This is a genomic window from Butyricicoccus sp. OF10-2 (assembly GCF_003481925.1).
GTDB lineage: Bacteria > Bacillota > Clostridia > Oscillospirales > Butyricicoccaceae > Agathobaculum > Agathobaculum butyriciproducens.
The window spans coordinates 65,438-85,727 of record NZ_QUMC01000002.1 but is presented as its reverse complement, the minus strand read 5'-3'; the positions used below and the strand labels follow the sequence as shown (position 1 = coordinate 85,727).

Below are 20,290 nucleotides of genomic sequence, written 5' to 3'. Positions count from 1 at the left end.
GACCCTGCCCTTAACATCAGATTTTTGCTTGTTGGGATAGTCCCAAACCCTTCTAATCTTTACGACGGAGGGCGCAGCATGGTACGAAGAACACGAGACATTCAGAAGAAGATTTGGCTGACACCACAGGAAGAACGGACGATTGCAAAGAAGATGGAGATGATCGGCACGGAGAACTTCGGTGCGTATGCAAGGAAGATGCTGATTGACGGCTACATCATTGTCGTAGACTACACAGAGCAGAAAAAGCTCGCCGCCGAAATCAACAAGATCGGCGTGAACATCAATACCGTCTGCCGCAGGATCAACTCGACGGGACGATTCTATCAGGACGATATTGACGAGCTGAAAGAAAAGATGGACGCGGTATGGCAGTTACTAAAATCAAAGCAATCCGAGAAACTTTGAGCAAGGCAATCGCGTACATTCTGAATCCCGAAAAGACCGACGAGAAGCTGCTGGTCTCGTCCTACGGCTGTGCCAGCGAGACCGCAGCGCGGGAATTTGAATGGACGCGGAAAATAGCCGAGCAAAAAGGGATGAATCCGGTCAGGATCATAGCCCGTCATGTGATCCAGTCCTTTGAAATTGGAGAGGTCACACCGGAGCTTGCCCACGAGATTGGCAAGCAGTTTGCAGATGAAATCCTCGGAGGAAAATATGAGTATGTGCTGACCACTCACATTGACAAAGACCATGTTCATAACCATCTGATTTTCAATGCGGTTGACTTTGTGAACTACCACGCATACAAGAGCTATAAGCGGATTTACTATGATATGCGTGAGGTCAGCGACCGGCTCTGTAAGGAAAACGGTCTCTCTGTTATCCCTCCCTCTCAGAACAAGGGCATGGGCTACAAGGAGTACACCGAAGCCAAATGCGGTACGAGCTGGAAGCAAAAGCTCAAGCAGACCATCGACCGGCTTGTCATCACAGCGAAGGACTACGATGACTTTCTGCGGCTTATGCAGGAAGCCGGTTATGAAATCAAGACCGGCAAATACATCTCCTTCCGAGCTGAAGGTCAGGAGCGATTTACCCGGTCTAAGACCATCGGAGAAAACTACACCGAGGAACGCATCAAGGAACGAATTGCTGGACGGACGCCCCGAAGAAGCCAGAGACAGACCGTGCCGAATGGCATCTCCCTTATCGGAGATATTCAGGAGCGGATCAGGCTCATCGACAGCAAGGGCTATGAGTATAAAGCCAAGCTCACAATCCTCAAGGAAGCGGCACGGACGCTCAACTATCTCACGGAAAACAACTTGCTCCAATACGCTGATCTTGAGAAGAAGGTTGAGGATGTTCACGTCTCCTATGACCGCACCGGCAAGGAACTGAAAGCTGTGGAAGCACGTCTGCGGGAAGTCCAGCCGCTTATCAAAAACATCTCCAACTACCAGCGGCTCAAGCCTATATATGACGCCTTCCAGAAGGCGAAAGACAAGCCGAGCTTCAAGACAAAGCACGAAGCCGAGCTTGTGATCTTCGAGGCGGCGCGGAGTACATTACTTGCCATGCAGGGAGATGAAAAACTGCCGAGTTTGAAGACGCTGCAAGCGGAACAGCAGCGACTTCTTGAAGAGCAGCAACGGCTCTATGATGAACGTGCGAAGCTCAAAAAAGAAGCGAAGCACATAGAGACGATCAAGTCTAATGTTGATACGTTTCTCGCTCCTTCTGTTGACCATGACCGTGATCATCTGCGCAGCACACAGCGCGAATAATCTCTTCAAAAGCAGGGCATCTTCTGTTGACCGGAGATGCCCTGCATCCTTGAGAGAAGGTTCGAGAAGTTGAAACTTTTTCTTTAATTTTTGCATCAACGGATTGCTTTTGAGAATGAAATCCGGTATAATATTATAAGCGATGTTGAATGCAAGCAAGTGAAAGGATGGTTGCCGTGCGCATAAGCTATAAGAAACTATGGATGCTTCTTCTGGAACGCGACATAAAGAGGGCTTCTCTACGACATGAGGTAGGGCTGTCTGCCGGAACATGGACAAAACTGAATAAGGGGGAAGAAGTGTCCCTCTCTATTTTGCTGCGCATTTGTGATTACCTGAACTGTGACATCGGAGATATATGTGAGGCTGTGCGAACGGACAAGAACTGAGTCCGGTTTTTCGTACAGCTCTTTTTGTAAAATAGGTTAGATAAATACATAGGGAGGATTTTGATATGGCACGAGCCGCATCGGCACCGAAGAAGGAGATTTCTATGGAGGAAGCTCTGTGGAAGTCCGCAGACAAACTTCGTGGTTCTGTTGAACCAGCAGAATACAAGCACGTCGTTCTCAGCCTTTTCTTCTTGAAGTTTGCCAGCGATAAGTTTGAGGCACAAAGGAAAGCTATTTCTGAAAAATACGGTGAGAAGTTTGTTGACAATGTTGCCTTCTATACGAAGGACAACGTGTTCTTCCTGCCTGAGATCAGCCGTTGGTCTTTCATCATGGAGAATGCGAAACAGGATGACATTGCGCTGAAAATCGACACCGCCCTCTATACGATTGAGAAAGCGAATCCCGCACTGAAAGGCGCACTGCCGGACAACTACTACTCACGTCTTCACATCGACACAGCAAAGCTGGCATCACTGCTGGACGAGATTGATAAGATCAACACCGGCGATAAAGAGAATGACATTATCGGACGAGTCTACGAATACTTCCTGAGTAAGTTTGCACTTGCAGAAGGCAAAGGTAAGGGCGAGTTCTATACGCCGAAGTGCATTGTCAATTTGATTGCGGAAATGATCGAGCCGTATGACGGTATTCTCTATGACCCTTGCTGCGGTTCTGGCGGTATGTTCGTGCAGTCAATGAAGTTCGTGGAGGCACATCACGGCAACAAGAAGAAGGTCTCTATCTATGGTCAGGAATATACAAACACGACGTACAAGCTGTGCAAAATGAATCTGGCTATTCGCGGCATCTCTGCAAACCTCGGAGAAATGGCAGCGAACACATTCACCAATGACCAGCACAAGGACCTCAAGGCAGATTACATTATGGCAAACCCGCCTTTTAATCAGAAAGAATGGCGTGGTGATAATGAGCTGATTGATGATCCGCGCTGGGACGGCTATGAAGTTCCGCCGACGAGTAACGCAAACTATGGCTGGATTCTGAACATTGTTTCAAAGCTCTCTCAGAACGGTGTTGCCGGTTTCCTGCTTGCAAACGGCGCACTATCTGACGATGGTACAGAGCTGAAAATCCGCCGTCAGCTCATCGAGAACAATCTCGTCGAAGCAATCATCATCCTTCCCCGCAACCTCTTCTACACCACCGACATCAGCGTTACGCTTTGGATTCTGAACAAGAATAAAAAGGCTCGTGTGGTTGAAGAAAACGGAGAGGTAAAACGCTTCCGTAACCGTGAGCGCGAGATCCTTTTCATGGACTTGCGGCAAATGGGAAGCCCTTATGAAAAGAAGTATATTGAGCTGACAGAAGAAGACCGTGCAAAAGTCACGGGCGTCTATCACGCATGGCAGCAGGAAGGCTATGAAGAAACTTATCAGAATGTGCCTGAATTTTGTTACAGCGCATCCTTCGATGAGGTTGCTGAAAAGGGCTTTACCCTTGTTCCGAGCCGTTACATTGAGTTTGTAAACCGCGATGAGAACATCGACTTTGATACAAAAATGAAGACGCTGCAAAGTGAACTGCGTGATCTGCTCATTGCAGAAGAAAAGTCAAAGGCAGACCTGTTGACCGTGTTTAAGGAGCTGGGCTATGAAATCGAATTATGAACCTCTTGGTAAACACATTCGGCTTGTTGATTATCGAAACTCCGAGGAAGTCACCAGCACTGTTCTTGGCATAAGCATCGACAAAGAGTTTATGCCTTCCGTCGCAAATGTAATTGGCACAGATTTGAGTCGGTATAAACTGATCAGCAAGGGGTTATTTGCCTGTAACCCAATGCACGTTGGACGCGATGAACGTCTTCCGATTGCGCTCTATGAGAAAGACAACGCCTCAATAGTTTCTCCGGCGTATTTCATGTTTGAGATTATTGACCGCGATGTCTTAAATGAAGAGTATTTGATGATGTGGTTTCGTAGACCGGAGTTTGACCGCGAGTGCTGGTTCATGACGGACGGCAGTGTTCGAGGCGGAATTACATGGGATGATCTTTGTCGCATTCAGCTCCCGGTTCCGCCCTACGAGCGACAGCTTGATGTTGTTGAGTCTTATCGGGCAATCACAAGGCGAATTGCTATGAAGAAGGAGATAAATGATAATTTAGTTGCGACCGTTACTGCAATCTACCGCAGGATGTTTATTGAGGGTGGCAGAATATATCCGACTGCCCCGCTGAAACAACTTTGCTCTAAAATTGGAAGTGGTGCAACACCGAAAGGCGGAAAAACAGCCTATCAGGAGTCAGGTGTTTCACTTGTCCGAAGCACAAATGTCTTTGATTACGCCTTTTCCTACGATGACCTTGCTCATATTTCTGATGAACAAGCAGACCAACTCTCAAATGTGATTGTCGAGGAAAATGATGTCCTTTTCAATATAACTGGCGTATCGGTTACACGATGCTGCATCGTTCCAGCGGATGTTCTTCCTGCTCGTGTAAATCAGCACGTCATGATATTGCGTCCCAAAACGGCTATGCCAATGAGCTATTACATCATGACAACGCTTTGCTCTGCCGAAAACAAAGGCAAACTCATGGGAATCGCCCAGTCTGGTTCGACCAGAGAGGCAATTAACAAGCAGGAAATGGAGTCTTTCTCAATTCCGGTTCCGCCCACAAAAGAAGTACAAGATTTTGAGATTAAGGCGCGTGGGCTATACGAATCTGTCATCCGGAACACAGAGGAAATTATGCGGCTGAATGTCATGCAGCAGCTACTTTTGTCGCAACTATCAAGCCGCTAAATTATCATTTACAGTCCACAACTCTCACCAGTGGCGAGAGTTTTACCACAAGGAACTGCCACTGATTGTCGTTCTCTGAGTTAAAACAAAGGAGAAACGATAATGAAAGAACAACTAATTCAAGAAGTGCAGCGACAGATGCTTCCGTATCTGAACAATGCACAGCTCAAGCAGCTTCAAGTTGTACTTGAGAAGGCACTGACCGGCGTAACCGTCCATCGTGACGAAGCTGCTGATGTAAGTGAAGGCGTAGACACGGTTTCCTTGTTTATCACAGCCAAGCGAATAGAGGGCTGCTCAGAAAAGACGCTGAACTACTATCGCCAGACCATCTTTGCAATGCTGTCCGGCATCGGGAAATTGGCGCAGGAAATCACCACAGAAGACTTGCGTCAGTATCTCACGGACTACCAAACGCAAAGAAAATCCAGCAAGGTCACGATTGATAACATTCGCAGGATTCTATCCAGTTACTTCTCGTGGATGGAGGATGAAGATTATATCGTGAAAAGTCCTGTTCGCCGCATACATAAGGTCAAAACAGCGAAGGTGATCAAGGAGACTTATTCAGATGAGACTTTGGAAATCATGCGGGACAACTGCTGCAATGTCCGCGATCTTGCGATGATAGACCTTCTTGCATCCTCCGGAATGCGTGTTGGTGAGATGGTTACCCTTAACCGCGATGACATCAACTTTAATGAGCGAGAGTGCGTTGTTTTCGGAAAAGGAAGCAAGGAACGGATCGTTTATTTCGATGCCAGGACAAAAATCCATCTCCAAAACTATCTGGAGAGCCGTACAGACACCTGTTCAGCGTTGTTTGTCTCGCTGACCGCACCGCATGACCGTTTGCAGATCGGCGGTGTTGAAAGACGGCTTCGAGAACTGGGGAAAAGGCTGAATCTGCCTCGTGTCCACCCACATAAGTTCCGAAGAACATTGGCAACATCCGCCATAGACAAAGGAATGCCCATAGAGCAAGTCCAGCAGCTCTTAGGGCATCAGAAGATCGACACGACCATGCACTATGCTATGGTTAAACAGCAAAATGTCAAGCTGGCACACAGAAAATACATAGGGTGAGGTGTCACAATGAAAGAAGGATATAGGCTGCTTGGAGACTTTATTCGCCAAGTCGATGTCAGGAACACAGACGGAAAAGAGGAAAACCTTTTAGGTGTTTCCGTCCAAAAGATGTTCATTCCCTCCATTGCAAACACGGTTGGTACCGACTTTACGAAATACAAGGTAGTCAAACGGGGGCAGTTTACCTACATTCCAGATACTTCTCGGCGTGGAGACAAAATTGGTATTGCTCTTCTGACGGATTATGATGAGGGTCTTGTCAGCAATATCTATACCGTTTTTGAAGTGAAAGATGAAAACGAGCTACTACCTGAATACCTAATGCTCTGGTTCAGCAGACCGGAGTTTGATCGTTACGCACGTTTTAAGTCTCACGGCAGCGTCCGGGAAATAATGGACTGGGATGAAATGTGCAAGGTAGAGCTACCTGTCCCCTCTATTGACAAACAGCGCAGCATTGTGAAGGCGTATCAGACCATTACGGAGCGGATTGAGCTAAAGCGGCGGATAAATGATAATTTAGCGGCTTGATGAAAGCCGAGCAAGGAGCTGATTTTGCAGCTCATACAGTCTTTCAATTTCAGAGAAATTGTTCTGCATTCCCACTATTAAGGGGGTTACGAGCTGCATATAGTGATCCTGCCCTTTACTGTCAGGGAGCAAAATGGGCAAATCCTTAATTGTTCCCAAACTAAGATTGGCTTGAACAGCTTGCTGCGTATTTCTCTTATAGAACTCGACCTGCCATTCGCCAATGAAATAGCTATACAGCATTGCAGGCATGATTTTGCTCGTTCTAATTATTGCTACTGCTTGATTGGTGTTAGCAGGAATAACAGAGCTATCAACTAAGGCGAATTTCCCAAGCGTACCAGCAATCGTGAAAACAATGTCATTCACATAGATACGCGACCTTTTAAGGAGTTCATCAGTTTCATCATCAATATGGGCAAACAGAGTCTTATTAAAACTATGGTCATCGTTGATACTTTCGCCCTTGATAAAATTGATACCCGTATCTGCAAAGTCTTTGCCTAATGTGGTTGGTGTGGTTCCTTTAGTAACACAATCACAAAGGTTGCCAAGCAACTCATAATGCCAGCCGTTCGGGATAAGACCATACTGTGATTGTACAAGCTCTACACCATCAAAAGCATCAAAGTCAAGAAACCAAGATTTGAAGACAGCTTTGATTGTCTTCGCTAAATTATCATTTACCTACGAAGGGAGGGATGAAAATGGACAAGGAAACGCTGATCAAAATTGCCGAGGAACTTCATCATGGAGCTTTTGACGCAAATGCCGATTACCTCATCTTGCAGCAGTATCGTAAGAACCAGCGTGAATACGCGGAAGAAATGAAGATGTCACCAGCGTTCTATCAAACGATTCACGGAGCTTTGATGAAAGCCTGTTTTATGGAGATCGCCAAACTGTATGATAGCTCAAATGGCGTTGTGTCCATTGGCACCCTCCTTGCCAAATGCGCGGAAAATCAAGACCTATTTCCGACGTACAGAGAAACAATGACCGTAGAGCATGATGGGACAGCATTTTCCTATCAAATCCCGTATCAGCATCAGCTCAAGCCAGAGGAAGAGCGTTTCTTCAAGGATCAGGTTGAGAGCGACAGAAAGCTCTTTGCAGTGTTTGATATTCCTGATGCCGCAAATGCTCCGGTTCGGGTGGATTTGACATTTCCAGAGTTCTTAGCTCTGTATCAGAAACGCTTCAATGCGTTAAGCAAAAAGAGAGAGAATATCCGAATGCAGCGGAATAAGCTCTACGCCCACAACGATGAACAGCGTATATTGAGCAACGAGAACCTAACGGATCGTCATCCTATTTTATATCCGGACATACAGGAAATGATAGACTTTGCACTCGATTGTACAGGGCTGATCCTCGGTGTTCTCACAGACGTAAACCGTGCAACGCAATACTCAAACATTGATGACTGGGAAGGTACACTCATGCTGGCACGTCTGGGTTTGAAGTATCAGGAGTACGACTTCCAGCAAAGTGAAAAAGCCTTTGAAGCAGAAATGCAGAGGCAGTTAGGGGGAAATGATAATGGCGAACTTCAATGAGCATTCTCTTGAAATGTCCATCATGGATTTGTTTCAAGATGAAGGGTATATCTATTTGAATGGTGAGCAGATCCACCGTGAACGCTCTGAGGTTCTGCTTATCGACGATCTGCGGAAATACCTCCTGAACAGGTATGCCTCAGAGGGACTTACCCCAAGCGAAGTTGATAGCATCATCCTTCGCCTGAGGTCTATTTCCGGTACGATCTACGAAGCAAACAAAGCAGTCTGCAAAATGATTTGTGACGGCTTCATCTTCAACCGTGAGGATCACACAAAGAAAGACATTTACATTGAGCTGATTGACTTTGATGAGCCAGAGAAAAACGTGTTCAAGATCGTCAATCAATTTGAAATTGAAGGCATCAACAACCAGCTACGCATACCGGACGGGATCGTCTTCATCAACGGCATTCCTGTTGTTGTGCTTGAGTTCAAGAGCGCAGTCAAAGAAAACACAACGATCATGGACGCCTATACTCAGCTTACCGTGCGTTATCGCCGTGATATTCCTGAACTCTTCAAGTATAACGCCTTCATCGTCATAAGCGATGGTGCAAATAATAAATACGGTTCCTTCTTCTCCCCGTATGACTTCTTCTATGCGTGGAGAAAGATTGAAGCTGACGATAAGGAATTGGACGGCATCAATTCCCTTGTAACTATGGTGAGCGGACTGTTCCGCAAAGAACGGCTTTTGGCAGTCATCAAGGATTTTGTCTATTTCCCTGATAGCTCGGACAAGGACATCAAAATCGTCTGCCGCTATCCTCAGTATTTTGCTGCGGTCAAGCTGTTTGAGAATATCAAGGCACATCTCAGACCGGAGGGGGACGGCAAGGGCGGCACATACTTCGGCGCGACAGGCTGCGGAAAAAGCTATACTATGCTCTTCCTCACAAGAATGCTTATGAAGAGTACCTTCTTCCATAGCCCTACAATCCTGATTATTACCGACCGAACGGATTTGGATGACCAGCTCTCAAAGCAGTTTGTAGCATCCAAGAAGTACATTGGTGACGAAACCGTTGTGAGCATTGATTCCCGCGAAAAACTGCGTCAGGAACTTCAAGGCAGGACAAGCGGTGGGGTGTACATGACCACCATCCAAAAGTTCACCGAGGACTTGGAGCTTCTGACGGATAGAGCGAATGTGATCTGCATATCCGATGAAGCACACCGTAGTCAGATAAACCTCGATCAGAAAGTCAAGGTCACTGCCGAAGGTGTAGAGCGAAGCTATGGATTCGCAAAGTACCTACACGATTCTCTCCCCAATGCTACCTATGTCGGTTTCACCGGCACGCCCGTAGATGGCACGATTGAAGTCTTCGGTCCGGTTGTCGATGCCTACACAATGACAGAGGCGGTTAAAGACGGTATCACAGTCAACCTTGTCTACGACGGACGCGCTGCACGGGTCACTCTTGATCAGGCAAAGGTTCGGGAAATTGAAGATTATTATGACCGCTGTGCTGTTGAAGGCGCAAATGAGCATCAGATTGAGGAAAGCCAGAAGGCGGTTGCTCATATTGATGCGATCATCGGTGATCCTGACCGACTTCACGCAGTTGCGGAGGACTTCATTAACCACTATGAGACCCGCGTTGCCGAAGGAGCTACCGTTGCAGGAAAAGCAATGTTTGTCTGCTCTAATCGCAAGATGCATACGCTTTTTATCAGATTATAGTTGGAATGAGACCGGAATGGGCAGAGAAAAAGGTTTGCCCTGACGGGGTTCAACTGACGGAAAAAGAGAAAAAGGAACTCAAACCCATCGAGAAGATCAAGCTCATCATGACGCGAAATAAAGATGATGAGCCTGAGCTTTATGAAATGCTGGGAACGAAAGATGACCGCAAGGAGTTTGACCGTCAGTTTAAGAACGTTAAATCAAACTTCAAAATTGCCATCGTTGTTGATATGTGGCTTACCGGCTTCGACGTACCGGCACTCGACACAATCTACATCGACAAGCCCATCCAGCAGCACAGCCTTATCCAGACGATTTCCCGCGTCAACCGCGTCTATACCGGCAAGGACAAGGGCTTGATCGTGGACTACATCGGCATTAAGAAAAACATGAATCTCGCCCTCAAGAAATACACCAACTTTGAGAGCGATGAGTTTGAAGGCGTCGAGCAGTCTATCACGATTGTTAAAGACCAGCTCGATGTCTTGGCTCAGATGTTCCACAACTTCAATAGCACGGATTACTTCAACGGCTCACCGAAAGAGCAGCTTGCTTGCCTCAATCGGGCTGTTGAGTATGTACAGCTCACGGAAGATTTGGAAACTCGCTTTATGGCGGCAGTCAAACGCATGAAACAAGCGTTCAACCTATGCAGTTCAAGTGAGGCTATCTCTGATAAAGAAAAGGACTATCTGCACTTCTACTGTGCTGTGCGCTCTATTCTTTTCAAACTCACAAAGGGTGATGCCCCTGACATTTCACAAATGAATGCCCGTGTCCGTGAACTTCTTGAAGGTGCAATTCAATCTGATGGTATAGAGGAACTGTTTGAGACGGGAAAGCACATCTCTGTTGATATTTTCAGTGACGAGTATCTGGATAAGATCAATGCAATCCAACTTCCAAACACAAAGATAAAGGTGTTGCAGAGGCTTCTTTCTCAAGCGATTGATGAGTATAAAAAAGTCAACCGCATTATGGGCATGGAGTTCTCAGACCGCCTCAAGCGGGTGTTGATGAGTACAACAATCGCCGTCGTGATGAGGCTTTCGCTAACGAAGTTCTTGACGATGTAGCGGAACAACTTGCAAAGCTCCTTGAAGAACTCAAAAAGGAAAAAGACTCCTTCAAGGGTATGGGGATTGACTATGAAGAAAAAGCCTTCTATGACATCCTCAAAGCGGTTGCCAAGAAGTACGAGTTCGAGTACCCGGACGATAAGATGATTGAATTGTCAAAGCGGATTAAGATCATTGTCGATGACAAAGCTAAATACACCGACTGGTCTACCCGTGATGACATTAAGGCAAATCTTCAAGTTGACCTCATTTTGCTACTGGATGAATTTGACTATCCCCCCGTAACCATTGATGATGTCTACAAGGAGGTTCTGGAACAAGCTGAAAACTTCAAAAAGTACGCTCAATAACTCGCGTTCCACCGAAAGGAGTAGATCATGGGCAATTCAGTCATGTTGAATGGCGTCGAATATGCCGGAGAGCAGATTGCCTACAAAGACAGCACCTATGAGCTTGTGTCAAAGGTTGCCTACCTGATCGGCGTCCCGCTCCGTATTTTTCAAAATGAACACGAGCCGCCGAAGATAGAGATATACAACCGGCTTGAGCAGGATAAAAATGCCCGCATTATCCGAAATCTATGTATCATCCGCACCGCCATTGAGCGCAACTACCGGAAAATAAATGACATCATGCGGATGGAATACCGTGGGCTGCTTTCAATGCCGGAGATCATTCCGGCTTCCAGTATGCAGCAGCTCTCAAACGACGGAATCAGCTTTATCAAAAAGTCGAGTACAAAGCTATGCCACCACATTATCGAGATCAACCGGCTGATTTCAGACCGCATTAACAACTGCAAAAGCCTCTTTCCAATCTGGATTAACTGGACGTACATAAAAGAGCTGTTCATTATGCCAAACGGCTTGACAGAGGACGGAACGAAAGATGCTGCGGACATCTATTACGCAAGTCTCTCCTACTACCCCTATCAAATGTATATCAACTGGGTACCGATGGACGAGGGCAATGTCCTCTATAATGATAAGAAGTTTGCTACCCTGCTTTATCAATGGCATTGCGACGCCTTCACGGAATACAGTAAAGTCTCCGATGCAGGGGCTTTTGTAAAAAACAATATCTACGACTTCATAGATGACAGTGAGAAGACCGTATTGGTAGTGGACTGCGAAAACTCTGACCCGTACAAGCTGTGCGCCACGCTCAAAAACCTTGATTATGAGGTCATGCAGAAGATTACGGCGATCATTCTCTTTGATGACGTACACACCGCTACGGCATGGCGGATTCTTGAAAACTACACCCGCATCCCCGTTGAACATATCATGATTGAGCGGATCAAGCAGAACAAATCACTGGTAGACATCAAGCTCACCGCAAGAGCCTGTCAGGAACACTACCAGAAGCAAGTGGATTCCTTCGTCATCGTCTCAAGCGATTCCGACTACTGGGGGCTGATCTCTTCCTTACCGGACGCCAGATTCCTTGTCATGATTGAGCGGGAAAAATGCGGACCGGATATGAAGGCAGCACTTGCAGAATCAGGGATATTCTACTGCTATCTGGATGACTTCTACTCCGGCAACAGCGAGGACATCAAGAAAAACGCACTGTTCAAGGAGATGTACCGCTGGATTGACAACTCCGTTCACCTGAATGTCAACGATATGTTTGATGCAGCTCTGCGAAACACGAGGATCGAAATGTCTCCCGCAGAGCGGCGGCAGTTCTATGAGAAGCACATCAGGCACATGACGCTGACTATCGACGAGAACGGAAACGTCAGCATTGAACTGAAACGCGGATAGCCTTGGTTTCTATTCCGGGAGGAATGTGGATGGACAACAGATTCTATTTTGGATTCAATACATCGGAGGAACGGAAAAAGCGCAGAAAAGCAGAGCTGTACTCCATGAGTGAGAAAGTCAGCACCTTCTTTTGGGATGAAGCCCCGCAGCATGGCTTGGAAATGCGTGAAGGGCAGCAGGATATGTCCTTTGAGATTGTGGACGCCCTCATAAACGATCAGCATTTTGCGATTGAAGCTGGCGTGGGCATTGGAAAGTCCTTTGGCTATCTTGTGCCGGTGCTGCTGTACAGCAAACGCATGAACAAGCCGGTTATCATCGCAACCTCGACCATTGCGCTTCAAGAGCAGCTCTGGCGCGATGTCCACGCGGTAATGCCCCTTCTTGGGCTGAACAGAGATGTTATCCTCGCAAAAGGACAGACCCATTATCTCTGCAACAAACGCGCAGATGAGTATATGTGTGACCCGAAAGCAGACCCACCGGACGCGCTCAAAGAAGGAATCAAGCAAGGGTATGAGGAACGCAAGGATTTCCCGGAGGTTTTGCCGCAAGGAGTCTGGGACAAGGTAAACGTGCAGCGGTTCAGCATGAAGAATTGTAGCTCCTGTGAAAAGAAGTGCAAGTATTACAAAGTCCGCGCAGCATTAAAGTTTACGGATGGAGTGGTACTGTGCAATCAGGATTTTCTAACCCAGCATCTCATGAAACTCCGGCGCGGTCAGGAAGGGCTGATTAACGCCGCCGCTGATCTGCTTGTCGTGGATGAAGCACACAACTTGGATGATAAGGTGCGGAGTGCCACAACGGAGCGTTTCGGGCAAGGTATGCTCTTTGGAATGATTAAGAGCGCATTCTATGAGCTGCGATCCTTTGACCAGAGCAGTGTGTCCGGTGAAAAGCGAGAGGCAGAGAGCGCAATCATCGCCTTCTATAACTGCCTGAAAGCACAAGTCCAAAAGCAGATCAACGAGGCAGAACAGGATATGCGCTACGCTGACCGCTTTTTCTTCGACAACAATGGCAGTGCGATTGAACTGCTTACCGAGATGAACGCCGCCATACACAACCTTTCGTCCAGCATTCAGATTTATTCCAGCATGGATTTCAGAAACAACCGTTCCTTTGCTGCCTCTGATGATCTGGATGCCGTCAGCGAGTCCCTTTCAGAGCTTCTTGACCAGATAGACGATATGCTGATCTGGATTGAGCAGCACGGCAGCAACACGGAACTCGTCTATTGCCCTAAAAACACAAAAGAAATTGTGAGCCGCCTATACTTCAATGGTGATGAAAGAACCATCTTGACCTCTGCCACGCTGACGAACGCCACGAGCGGGTCTCTGGAAGAACAGTATTCTTACTTTATCAGCAATACCGGCTTTCCCGCTGGTGACCGCGGCTGCTTATCCGAGCCAAAGCCTTCCCCATATCCATACGATGAACACGCCATGATCTACTATTGCGACGATCTCCCGCACCCGACCAGAGAACATGAAGCCTTCATTGAAAAGGGTGTGGAGCGACTGCTTGAGATCCTGAGCATTTCCAACGGAAAGGCACTCGTGCTGTTTACGGCAAAGACCGACATGGAAGAGGTCTACTCCATTCTCAGTGAGAAAAATCTTCCGTACAAAATCTTGATGCAGCAGCCGGGATCGTCGCAGGACAAGGTGCTGAATGAGTTTAAGGAAGATACGAACTCCGTGCTTCTGGGGACGGGTGCATATTGGGAAGGTATCAGCATTGAAGGAAAAAGCCTTTCCAATGTCATCATTTTCCGGCTTCCGTTCCCTGTCCCCGATCCGATTATCGAGTATAAGTGTTCCGTTGCTAAGGATGCTCTGATGGATGTTCGCGTTCCCGAAATGATTATCAAGCTCAAGCAAGGCATCGGGCGATTGATCCGCAATTTCACAGACACCGGCATTGTCTGCATCATCGACCGAAGACTGCGGGATGAGCCGCCGGAACGCTATCATGACATTACATGGGACTCCCTGCCTATCAAAAATCGGACAAGCAGTTTGGGCGAACTTAGGAAGTTTTACGAAGGTCTGCCCTCAGCCAAGGAATGATGATACAAACGGCAGTCTCTTCGGAAACATAGAGCAGCCCCCCCCCAAAAAACGACAATCAGAAAACGGAGGTGTATCATGCTGTACAATGAAAATCTGCACGAAGAAGAACAACATCTGATCCAGCAGATTGCCGAGCAAACAGAGAGAGGAAAAATCGACTGGGAACTAACAGAGTACAATCCGCTGTCCTTTCTGAATGAGGACAAGATAGACAAGAACCCAGCAGTAATCTGTCAGTCCTTCTCCTTTGAGGCGATCATCGGCGGCTCCCGTTACGAGCTTGATGTCATGGAGAATATTGATGTGCCGTCCGGTATGGGAGACTACACCATAACCTTGACGCGGGATGAAACCGAAAATTATCTTAAAATTGAGGATGCGCTTTCCTTTGACTGTGACCGCTATGAATGCACACCGGAGGAAGTCGCAGAGCGATTTGCGGACAGCCCCATTGTCCGTCTCTGCAACGCCATCATCCTGCCACGCTTGGGCAGGAGGATTTAGAAGAGGTCTTCACATGGGCAAGGTTTTTCAACGAGACTGGCATTTCTGCAAAGCTGATGAATCATCCGCTGACCAAGCTCTGTGAAAAGCTGTTCGACGAACACCGTCTGATGGACTTCCATCGCTGCGTCTTGGATGTGGACTATCGAAAGCTGCTCCTAAATGAACTGGCTCATAACTAAGACACGGAAAAACGCCCCCGACACTGTGCCAGACGCACAGTGCCGGGGGCGTTCCCGTTTCCAGCGATTTATTTTTCTCTCGGCAAGGGACTGTTCATAAGGTGACACTTTCCGTTTTACGAAGCCGTGAAAATTCGATGCGTTCCGTGGAGATGTTCACTGGGCAGCATACGCCGTACACGTTTCCAATAATCACCGAGTAGTGCAATGTGTATTCGCTATCGGGAAATACTTCACGGTTTTCACAACTCTTGATTCAGGAGTGGGATTTTTGCCTTATTCCCGCGTGACATCAAGGGAAACCGGATTGATAACGATGATAGATTTGCCCTTTTTGTGGGCATATCTCACGGTGTTCCCGGTACCGCTGGGGCATCCATTCCATACTGCGAGAATATAATCGGCGTGATCGACCATGTACCGATTTCTCTTGTCCATGCAGTCCGACGTGTACTCCCGTTGCAGCATGGTCTCCTTGTCACACTTTGCCGCGATATTATAATACCGTTCCCGTGAAGCCACAGACCATTTGATCGCTTGTGTCTCACAAGGGATTGCACTTTCCAGAGTAATGTGAGGGTATTTTGATTTCAAATCGAGTACAATTTCCGCAGCGTACATATCGACGCCAAGAGCCATGCCGGTAATAAAATGCGTGACGCCCTCGTTCTCGATGAGTGCTACAATCTGATCCCGCATAACAGATTTCAAAGAAGTACAACGCTTATCGGATTCATCAAAGCCGAACGGAAGACTCTGCGGTCTATGACCGGTAAACGCACAAGTCTTGCCTTGAACGGATTGCTTTGCAGCTTTTTGAGCAGACTTTCTAAACTCAATAATGCGTGACATGACACCCCTTCTTTCACTCTTTTGGTAGGTAACTCCATTCTATCACCCTCATCACGGACAGTCAACGCATTGTCGTTAGTAAAATCAACGACGGCGTACCGTGGATAATGACACCGCCGTTAGGTACACTAAATGCAAAGGTGGTGAGGCTATGCGAGAGAAGAAGGACATCAATATTGAAATCGGCGGCAATATTCAAGTGGCAAGAGAACAGGCGGGCTATACGCAGGACACGCTCTCAGAAATGCTTGGCATGACGCCGAATCACCTGAGCGCTATTGAGCGTGGTGCTTCCGGTATTTCTCTTGAAGCCTTGCAGCGTCTTTGCCGTTTGCTGGGCGTCAGTGCGGACCGAATTATCTTTGGGACCGAGGAGCCAGAAGCGGAAGCCCTTGCGCTTGCCAGACGTATTTCGGATATAAAGCCGGAATACCGGCAACAGGTTCAAGAGCTGCTGTCCGCTATTTTGAATATGTCATAAAAAAAGAGCCTCTGCCACGCCCAAAACGGGCATCGACAGAGGCTCTTGGTTTGTTTTCCGGGCATTCAAACAAGTGCCGAAATCGACCTTATTCTCGCTCTATTGCTGGAACTGTGCGGGGAATATAATCACACTGGGCGGTCATTCCTCGTCGCTCTGAGGCTTGCAATCACAGGCTTTTTCGACCCCTAACTGTCTACACCGCGATGCCTTGCGGGAGAAGTGCGGACAGGCGATGAGATCCGCACGGAAGCTCTGCTTGCAGCTATGGACGCAGCGGACGCAGAAGCGGTTATACTTCCGGCGTCCGCTATCTCCTATGAAGAACGACCACTCCTGCCGCCACTTCTGACTTCTGCTCACAGCTCAATCTCTCCTTTGTGCTTTTGGGGAGGGCAGCATTCCTTCTGCTTTTCAGCCTTTGCGGACTTGAGCCTGTCCATGATGGAGGACTTTTCGCCCCTTTCGGGGGCTTTGACCTCTGCGGTCTTGCCCTCCTTCGGACCGTTGTTGATGATTCCGTCAATCATGCCGTAGTCATCCTCCATCGACATCTCCGCTGCCTTGAGGTAGTTTTCCTTCTCAAGAGCCGCCATCCAGCTTTCCTTGCTGATACCGAGCATTCCGCCCTTTGCCGCATGATCGGCAATCTCTTTTGCATCTACACACAAGCCCTCGGTGTTATCGGAATAGAGACGGTAAACCTCGCAGCCCTTCTCCAAAGCCTTCTCAGCCGCCTCCTGACCAGCGGGAAGAACACCAGCCATGCGTAGCCGTAGTCCTTCATATCCTGAACGGAGAGCGCGGGATCGGGCATTTCCGGCACTTCCTTGACTTCAAGGTCAAGAAGGCGGAGTGTGTCATCGTCAAAGCCGTTGTAGACATCATCAAGGACGAGCTTGCCGCGCTCATCGACGATGATGCAAGCAGCTTCATCGCCGTAGGTGTCATGCTCCATCAGATAAAAGCTGTGACCGCCGACTTCGTGCTGGTCAATGGTGTGCCACGTCCCGATGTGACCGGCAACCGTCAGACCGGAGGTGTCGGCATTCATCTCAAAGTCCTTCTGCTCAACGCTCTCCTGCTTCTGCTGCTCCTTCGAGATCATGGGGATCGCAACAATCTTATCGCCCAACTTAACAAACTGCTCCGGAACTTTGAAGAGGTCGGAGAACTTCTGCATCTGCTCTACGGTCAGAGAACCGAAGCTGTCATCCGTCAAGCCGACTACCAAGAATGTTCCGGCAACAACGTCGTAGATGTCACCGTCCTCATCACGCAGAGCGCGGTTCAGTGGCAGACCTTCCAGCTTGCCTTCCTCGTTGCAGACTAAGGCAACAGGGTCTTCGTAGGGATAAATTGCCTCGATGTAACCGCCGACCTCATGCTGCAAGGACTCCAGACCGGAGTCAATCTCCTTCACATAAGTCTCCTTTCCCGGCTCAACAATGAGAACGGCGATGGTGCTGTCACGCTCGGTGGCTTCCCCTGAGCCGGTGATCCGGTATTCATCGGGAATATCATCAAGCTCACCGTTAAACTGCCTGTCCCACCTCTCGCTTGCAACACGGACATAGCCTTCATCAGTGAAGCGTCCCTGCTCATCCATCGCAATGTCGCGCCCATAGCGTTCATAGTCGATGTAATTTGCCAGAGGACCGAGATCCTTTTCGGAGTAAATACCGGCTTCGTGGGCGTAATAATAGCCAAGGTCGGATTCGTCGTTGATACCGGGCATGATGTCGTAGCAGTCCAAATTGAACGTCAAGTTGATGAGATCGTCGATGTCGCTGACCTCATCGCAGCCAGCCTCCATAATGGCAACGAGCTTTTCCTGATCGCTCAGGGAAAGCTCGTCAATCAAGGCGGCGAGATAGTTGAGCTTATCAAGGCTCTCGTACTCGCCAAGCATCTTCTGAACGCCATAGATTGGGCATTCGTAGTCAGTGATAAACCACTCTTCGTAGGGCTGACCGAAATCATCCTGCTTGCCGATCCCGATGCGCTCAAAGACCTTCTGCATCTCTTCCTCTGTGGTGGGCAGCTTCACCCACTCACCGACCAGCATACCCTCGTTGTACTTGCCAAGGTTCGTGACGAAGGCTTCAAAATCACCGTCTAATACGGGCATAGGCATCCTCCTTTCAGTCATCTACCATGCCGTCCGGCATGATATACAGTTCCTCAAACTCAGCATCGGTCATGGCTTCGAGCTTCCGGACGGTCTTATACATCAGCTCTGCGATCTCGCCGTCCATGTCGTTCAGGGTGACGCTCTTCATATCGTCGATCAGCCGCTTCCGGCTGGACGTGTTGAAGCAGCACATCAGGTTGATTTCTTCCACGGTAAAGTTTTTCATATCAGAGTTCCATATCCTTTCCTTTGTTTTTCTGCGGCTTCGGTGTGTGAGGCGGCTGGGCTTTTTGCGCGGATTTCAGCTTGTCGCGGATGGATTCACGGGCAGCGGGCTTCTTCGGGATGGTGTCGTAGATGGCAGTTCCGGCATCCTCCACATAGGAGCGGACATACTGGATGCTTTCAGAAAAGCGGATGGGGCGGTTCTTGTCCTCGATGTTGGTCAGCCGGACTTCATCAGCGGCAAAATCAACCGCGTCAATTCTGCACTTGATTCCGTCCACATTCAGCGTCGCGCCGACAGGAATGTAATCTGCGGCTTTGAGTTCCTTGAAGGTCTCGCCGTCCTTGCTGAGAAAGACATCCGCCCCGGACTTCCAGAGCTTGTGAGAACCGGCTACCCACGCGCTTTCACGGAAGCCAGTCACCGGCATGAAGGGCTTGCCGCGTACCTTCTTCTCAAGGAGCTTTGTGCCGAGAAGCGGCGCGGCTTTTTCAGCATCCTTGCCGTACAGCTCAAAATAGCCGTTTTGAGCAAAGCAAACCAGCGCGTCGGGATGCGCCTTTTTGACCGCTTCGTACTTGCGGAGTTCTGCGACGGGCAGAGGCGAAAGCGCCTCTGTCCTTTCTGCATCCGGCAGTCTGTCACGGCGGCTTTTCTGCTTAGACAGCACTTCTGCCAGCGGCTCCGCGTCCTTCGGGAGCGTCTGGTGGGTTTTGACGCCGCCATGCTCACCGACCAGAGCCATTGCTGCATCGAAGCTGCTGCGGCAGGGCGCGTCCAGCACAAAGCCATCTGCAAAGGTTAGCCGGTCATGATCCGACGCAACCGAGTTCTGCGCCACATTTGCCGCCTGTTCCCGGTAGTTGATCTCAAAGACATCTCCGAAGACCTTGCCGCGCTTAACGGCTTTCGGGATGATGATGCGGGCAATGCACTCGTCGTAGGTCTGCTCCGCGTAAAAACGGAAGGTGTTGTGATCCCGCGTTCCCTGAATAAAGACCTGATTTTCATTGAGGCAGTGCGTTCCATGCGGACGGCAGAACCACATCAGCGTTTTCTCTTCGGGATTCGGGCTTTCGGCAGCGCGGCGGATGATGCGCTTGTCGATGTCGAAGTCTTCCTTGTAGCTGTCTACATGACTGTCTACGAGCTTCTGAAGCTCCGCAACGATGTCAACATCTGTATATTTCTTCATGCGTCTCCTTTC

Annotated in this window: 19 protein-coding genes and 2 pseudogenes; 15 read left to right on the top strand and 6 right to left on the bottom strand. The window is 48.5% G+C overall.

The window, feature by feature from the left end:
- The first annotated feature begins 78 nt into the window (after positions 1-78).
- The 7 genes from DXB00_RS02040 to DXB00_RS02010 all read left to right on the top strand — a co-directional run bounded on the left by DXB00_RS02040 (position 79) and on the right by DXB00_RS02010 (position 6,523).
- Positions 79-408 carry a plasmid mobilization protein gene (locus DXB00_RS02040; RefSeq protein WP_119214456.1) on the top strand — a complete coding sequence of 110 codons (330 nt, stop codon included), beginning with the start codon at positions 79-81 and terminating at the stop codon, positions 406-408.
- Positions 369-1,733, top strand: coding sequence for a relaxase/mobilization nuclease domain-containing protein (locus DXB00_RS02035; protein WP_199697242.1), 1,365 nt, complete (start codon positions 369-371; stop codon positions 1,731-1,733). The genes DXB00_RS02040 and DXB00_RS02035 overlap by 40 nt, the downstream gene beginning before the upstream one ends.
- Before the next feature lie 149 nt (positions 1,734-1,882).
- Entirely contained in the window at positions 1,883-2,122 is a 240-nt protein-coding gene (locus tag DXB00_RS02030; RefSeq protein WP_008982943.1) for a helix-turn-helix domain-containing protein, read from the top strand.
- Between the two features lie 65 nt (positions 2,123-2,187).
- The gene (locus DXB00_RS02025) at positions 2,188-3,762 is read left to right on the top strand and encodes a type I restriction-modification system subunit M (RefSeq protein WP_119214454.1); all 1,575 of its coding nucleotides are present in this window, start codon (positions 2,188-2,190) and stop codon (positions 3,760-3,762) included.
- Positions 3,746-4,903 (top strand): restriction endonuclease subunit S, encoded by a 1,158-nt coding sequence (locus DXB00_RS02020; protein WP_119214453.1) that lies wholly within the window; start codon positions 3,746-3,748, stop codon positions 4,901-4,903. Before DXB00_RS02025 ends, DXB00_RS02020 begins: the two co-directional genes overlap by 17 nt.
- 102 nt (positions 4,904-5,005) lie before the next feature.
- The gene (gene xerA / locus DXB00_RS02015) at positions 5,006-5,989 is read left to right on the top strand and encodes a site-specific tyrosine recombinase/integron integrase (RefSeq protein WP_119214452.1); all 984 of its coding nucleotides are present in this window, start codon (positions 5,006-5,008) and stop codon (positions 5,987-5,989) included.
- A 9-nt stretch (positions 5,990-5,998) separates the two neighbouring features.
- A complete protein-coding gene (locus tag DXB00_RS02010; RefSeq protein ID WP_119214451.1) occupies positions 5,999-6,523 on the top strand; it encodes a restriction endonuclease subunit S in 525 nt (174 codons plus the stop codon).
- On the opposite strand, the gene DXB00_RS02005 is transcribed toward DXB00_RS02010, so the two are convergent.
- The gene (locus DXB00_RS02005; protein WP_305143084.1) at positions 6,512-7,105 is read right to left on the bottom strand and encodes a restriction endonuclease subunit S; all 594 of its coding nucleotides are present in this window, start codon (positions 7,103-7,105) and stop codon (positions 6,512-6,514) included. The two genes, DXB00_RS02010 and DXB00_RS02005, sit on opposite strands and share 12 nt — an antisense overlap.
- Before the next feature lie 125 nt (positions 7,106-7,230).
- On the opposite strand from DXB00_RS02005, the gene DXB00_RS02000 reads away from it, so the two are divergent.
- From DXB00_RS02000 to DXB00_RS17610, 7 genes and pseudogenes are all read left to right on the top strand, one after another.
- Entirely contained in the window at positions 7,231-8,082 is an 852-nt protein-coding gene (locus DXB00_RS02000; protein ID WP_119214449.1) for an AbiU2 domain-containing protein, read from the top strand.
- Entirely contained in the window at positions 8,066-9,772 is a 1,707-nt protein-coding gene (locus DXB00_RS18085; protein ID WP_243107135.1) for an HsdR family type I site-specific deoxyribonuclease, read from the top strand. Before DXB00_RS02000 ends, DXB00_RS18085 begins: the two co-directional genes overlap by 17 nt.
- 5 nt (positions 9,773-9,777) lie before the next feature.
- Positions 9,778-11,204, top strand: a pseudogene (locus DXB00_RS18080) (type I restriction enzyme endonuclease domain-containing protein).
- A 27-nt stretch (positions 11,205-11,231) separates the two neighbouring features.
- A complete protein-coding gene (locus tag DXB00_RS01990) occupies positions 11,232-12,623 on the top strand; it encodes an NYN domain-containing protein (RefSeq protein WP_119214448.1) in 1,392 nt (463 codons plus the stop codon).
- Between the two features lie 29 nt (positions 12,624-12,652).
- Entirely contained in the window at positions 12,653-14,701 is a 2,049-nt protein-coding gene (locus DXB00_RS01985) for an ATP-dependent DNA helicase (RefSeq protein ID WP_119214447.1), read from the top strand.
- A 78-nt stretch (positions 14,702-14,779) separates the two neighbouring features.
- Complete coding sequence (locus DXB00_RS01980) at positions 14,780-15,208, top strand: hypothetical protein (protein WP_243107134.1); 429 nt, start codon at positions 14,780-14,782, stop codon at positions 15,206-15,208.
- Between the two features lie 56 nt (positions 15,209-15,264).
- Positions 15,265-15,390: a hypothetical protein gene (locus DXB00_RS17610; RefSeq protein WP_305143083.1), complete on the top strand. Its 126-nt coding sequence runs from the start codon at positions 15,265-15,267 to the stop codon at positions 15,388-15,390.
- A 276-nt stretch (positions 15,391-15,666) separates the two neighbouring features.
- Here DXB00_RS17610 and DXB00_RS01975 read toward each other — a convergent pair whose 3' ends face one another.
- Positions 15,667-16,242: an SLOG family protein gene (locus DXB00_RS01975; RefSeq protein ID WP_015564512.1), complete on the bottom strand. Its 576-nt coding sequence runs from the start codon at positions 16,240-16,242 to the stop codon at positions 15,667-15,669.
- A 151-nt stretch (positions 16,243-16,393) separates the two neighbouring features.
- Here DXB00_RS01975 and DXB00_RS01970 point away from each other — a divergent pair, with 151 nt between their 5' ends.
- Positions 16,394-16,723: a helix-turn-helix domain-containing protein gene (locus tag DXB00_RS01970; protein ID WP_015564511.1), complete on the top strand. Its 330-nt coding sequence runs from the start codon at positions 16,394-16,396 to the stop codon at positions 16,721-16,723.
- Between the two features lie 141 nt (positions 16,724-16,864).
- On the opposite strand, the gene DXB00_RS01965 is transcribed toward DXB00_RS01970, so the two are convergent.
- The 4 genes and pseudogenes from DXB00_RS01965 to DXB00_RS01950 all read right to left on the bottom strand — a co-directional run bounded on the left by DXB00_RS01965 (position 16,865) and on the right by DXB00_RS01950 (position 20,278).
- A complete protein-coding gene (locus tag DXB00_RS01965; protein ID WP_058966976.1) occupies positions 16,865-17,086 on the bottom strand; it encodes a hypothetical protein in 222 nt (73 codons plus the stop codon).
- Positions 17,083-18,875 (bottom strand): annotated as a pseudogene (locus DXB00_RS01960) (antirestriction protein ArdA). Before DXB00_RS01960 ends, DXB00_RS01965 begins: the two are co-directional and overlap by 4 nt.
- On the bottom strand, positions 18,868-19,083 hold the full coding sequence (locus DXB00_RS01955; RefSeq protein WP_008396825.1) for a transposon-transfer assisting family protein: 216 nt from the start codon (positions 19,081-19,083) through the stop codon (positions 18,868-18,870). The pseudogene DXB00_RS01960 and the gene DXB00_RS01955 overlap by 8 nt, the downstream one beginning before the upstream one ends.
- A gap of 1 nt (position 19,084) precedes the next feature.
- Entirely contained in the window at positions 19,085-20,278 is a 1,194-nt protein-coding gene (locus DXB00_RS01950; RefSeq protein WP_119214446.1) for a DNA mismatch repair protein MutS, read from the bottom strand.
- Positions 20,279-20,290: the final 12 nt, after the last annotated feature.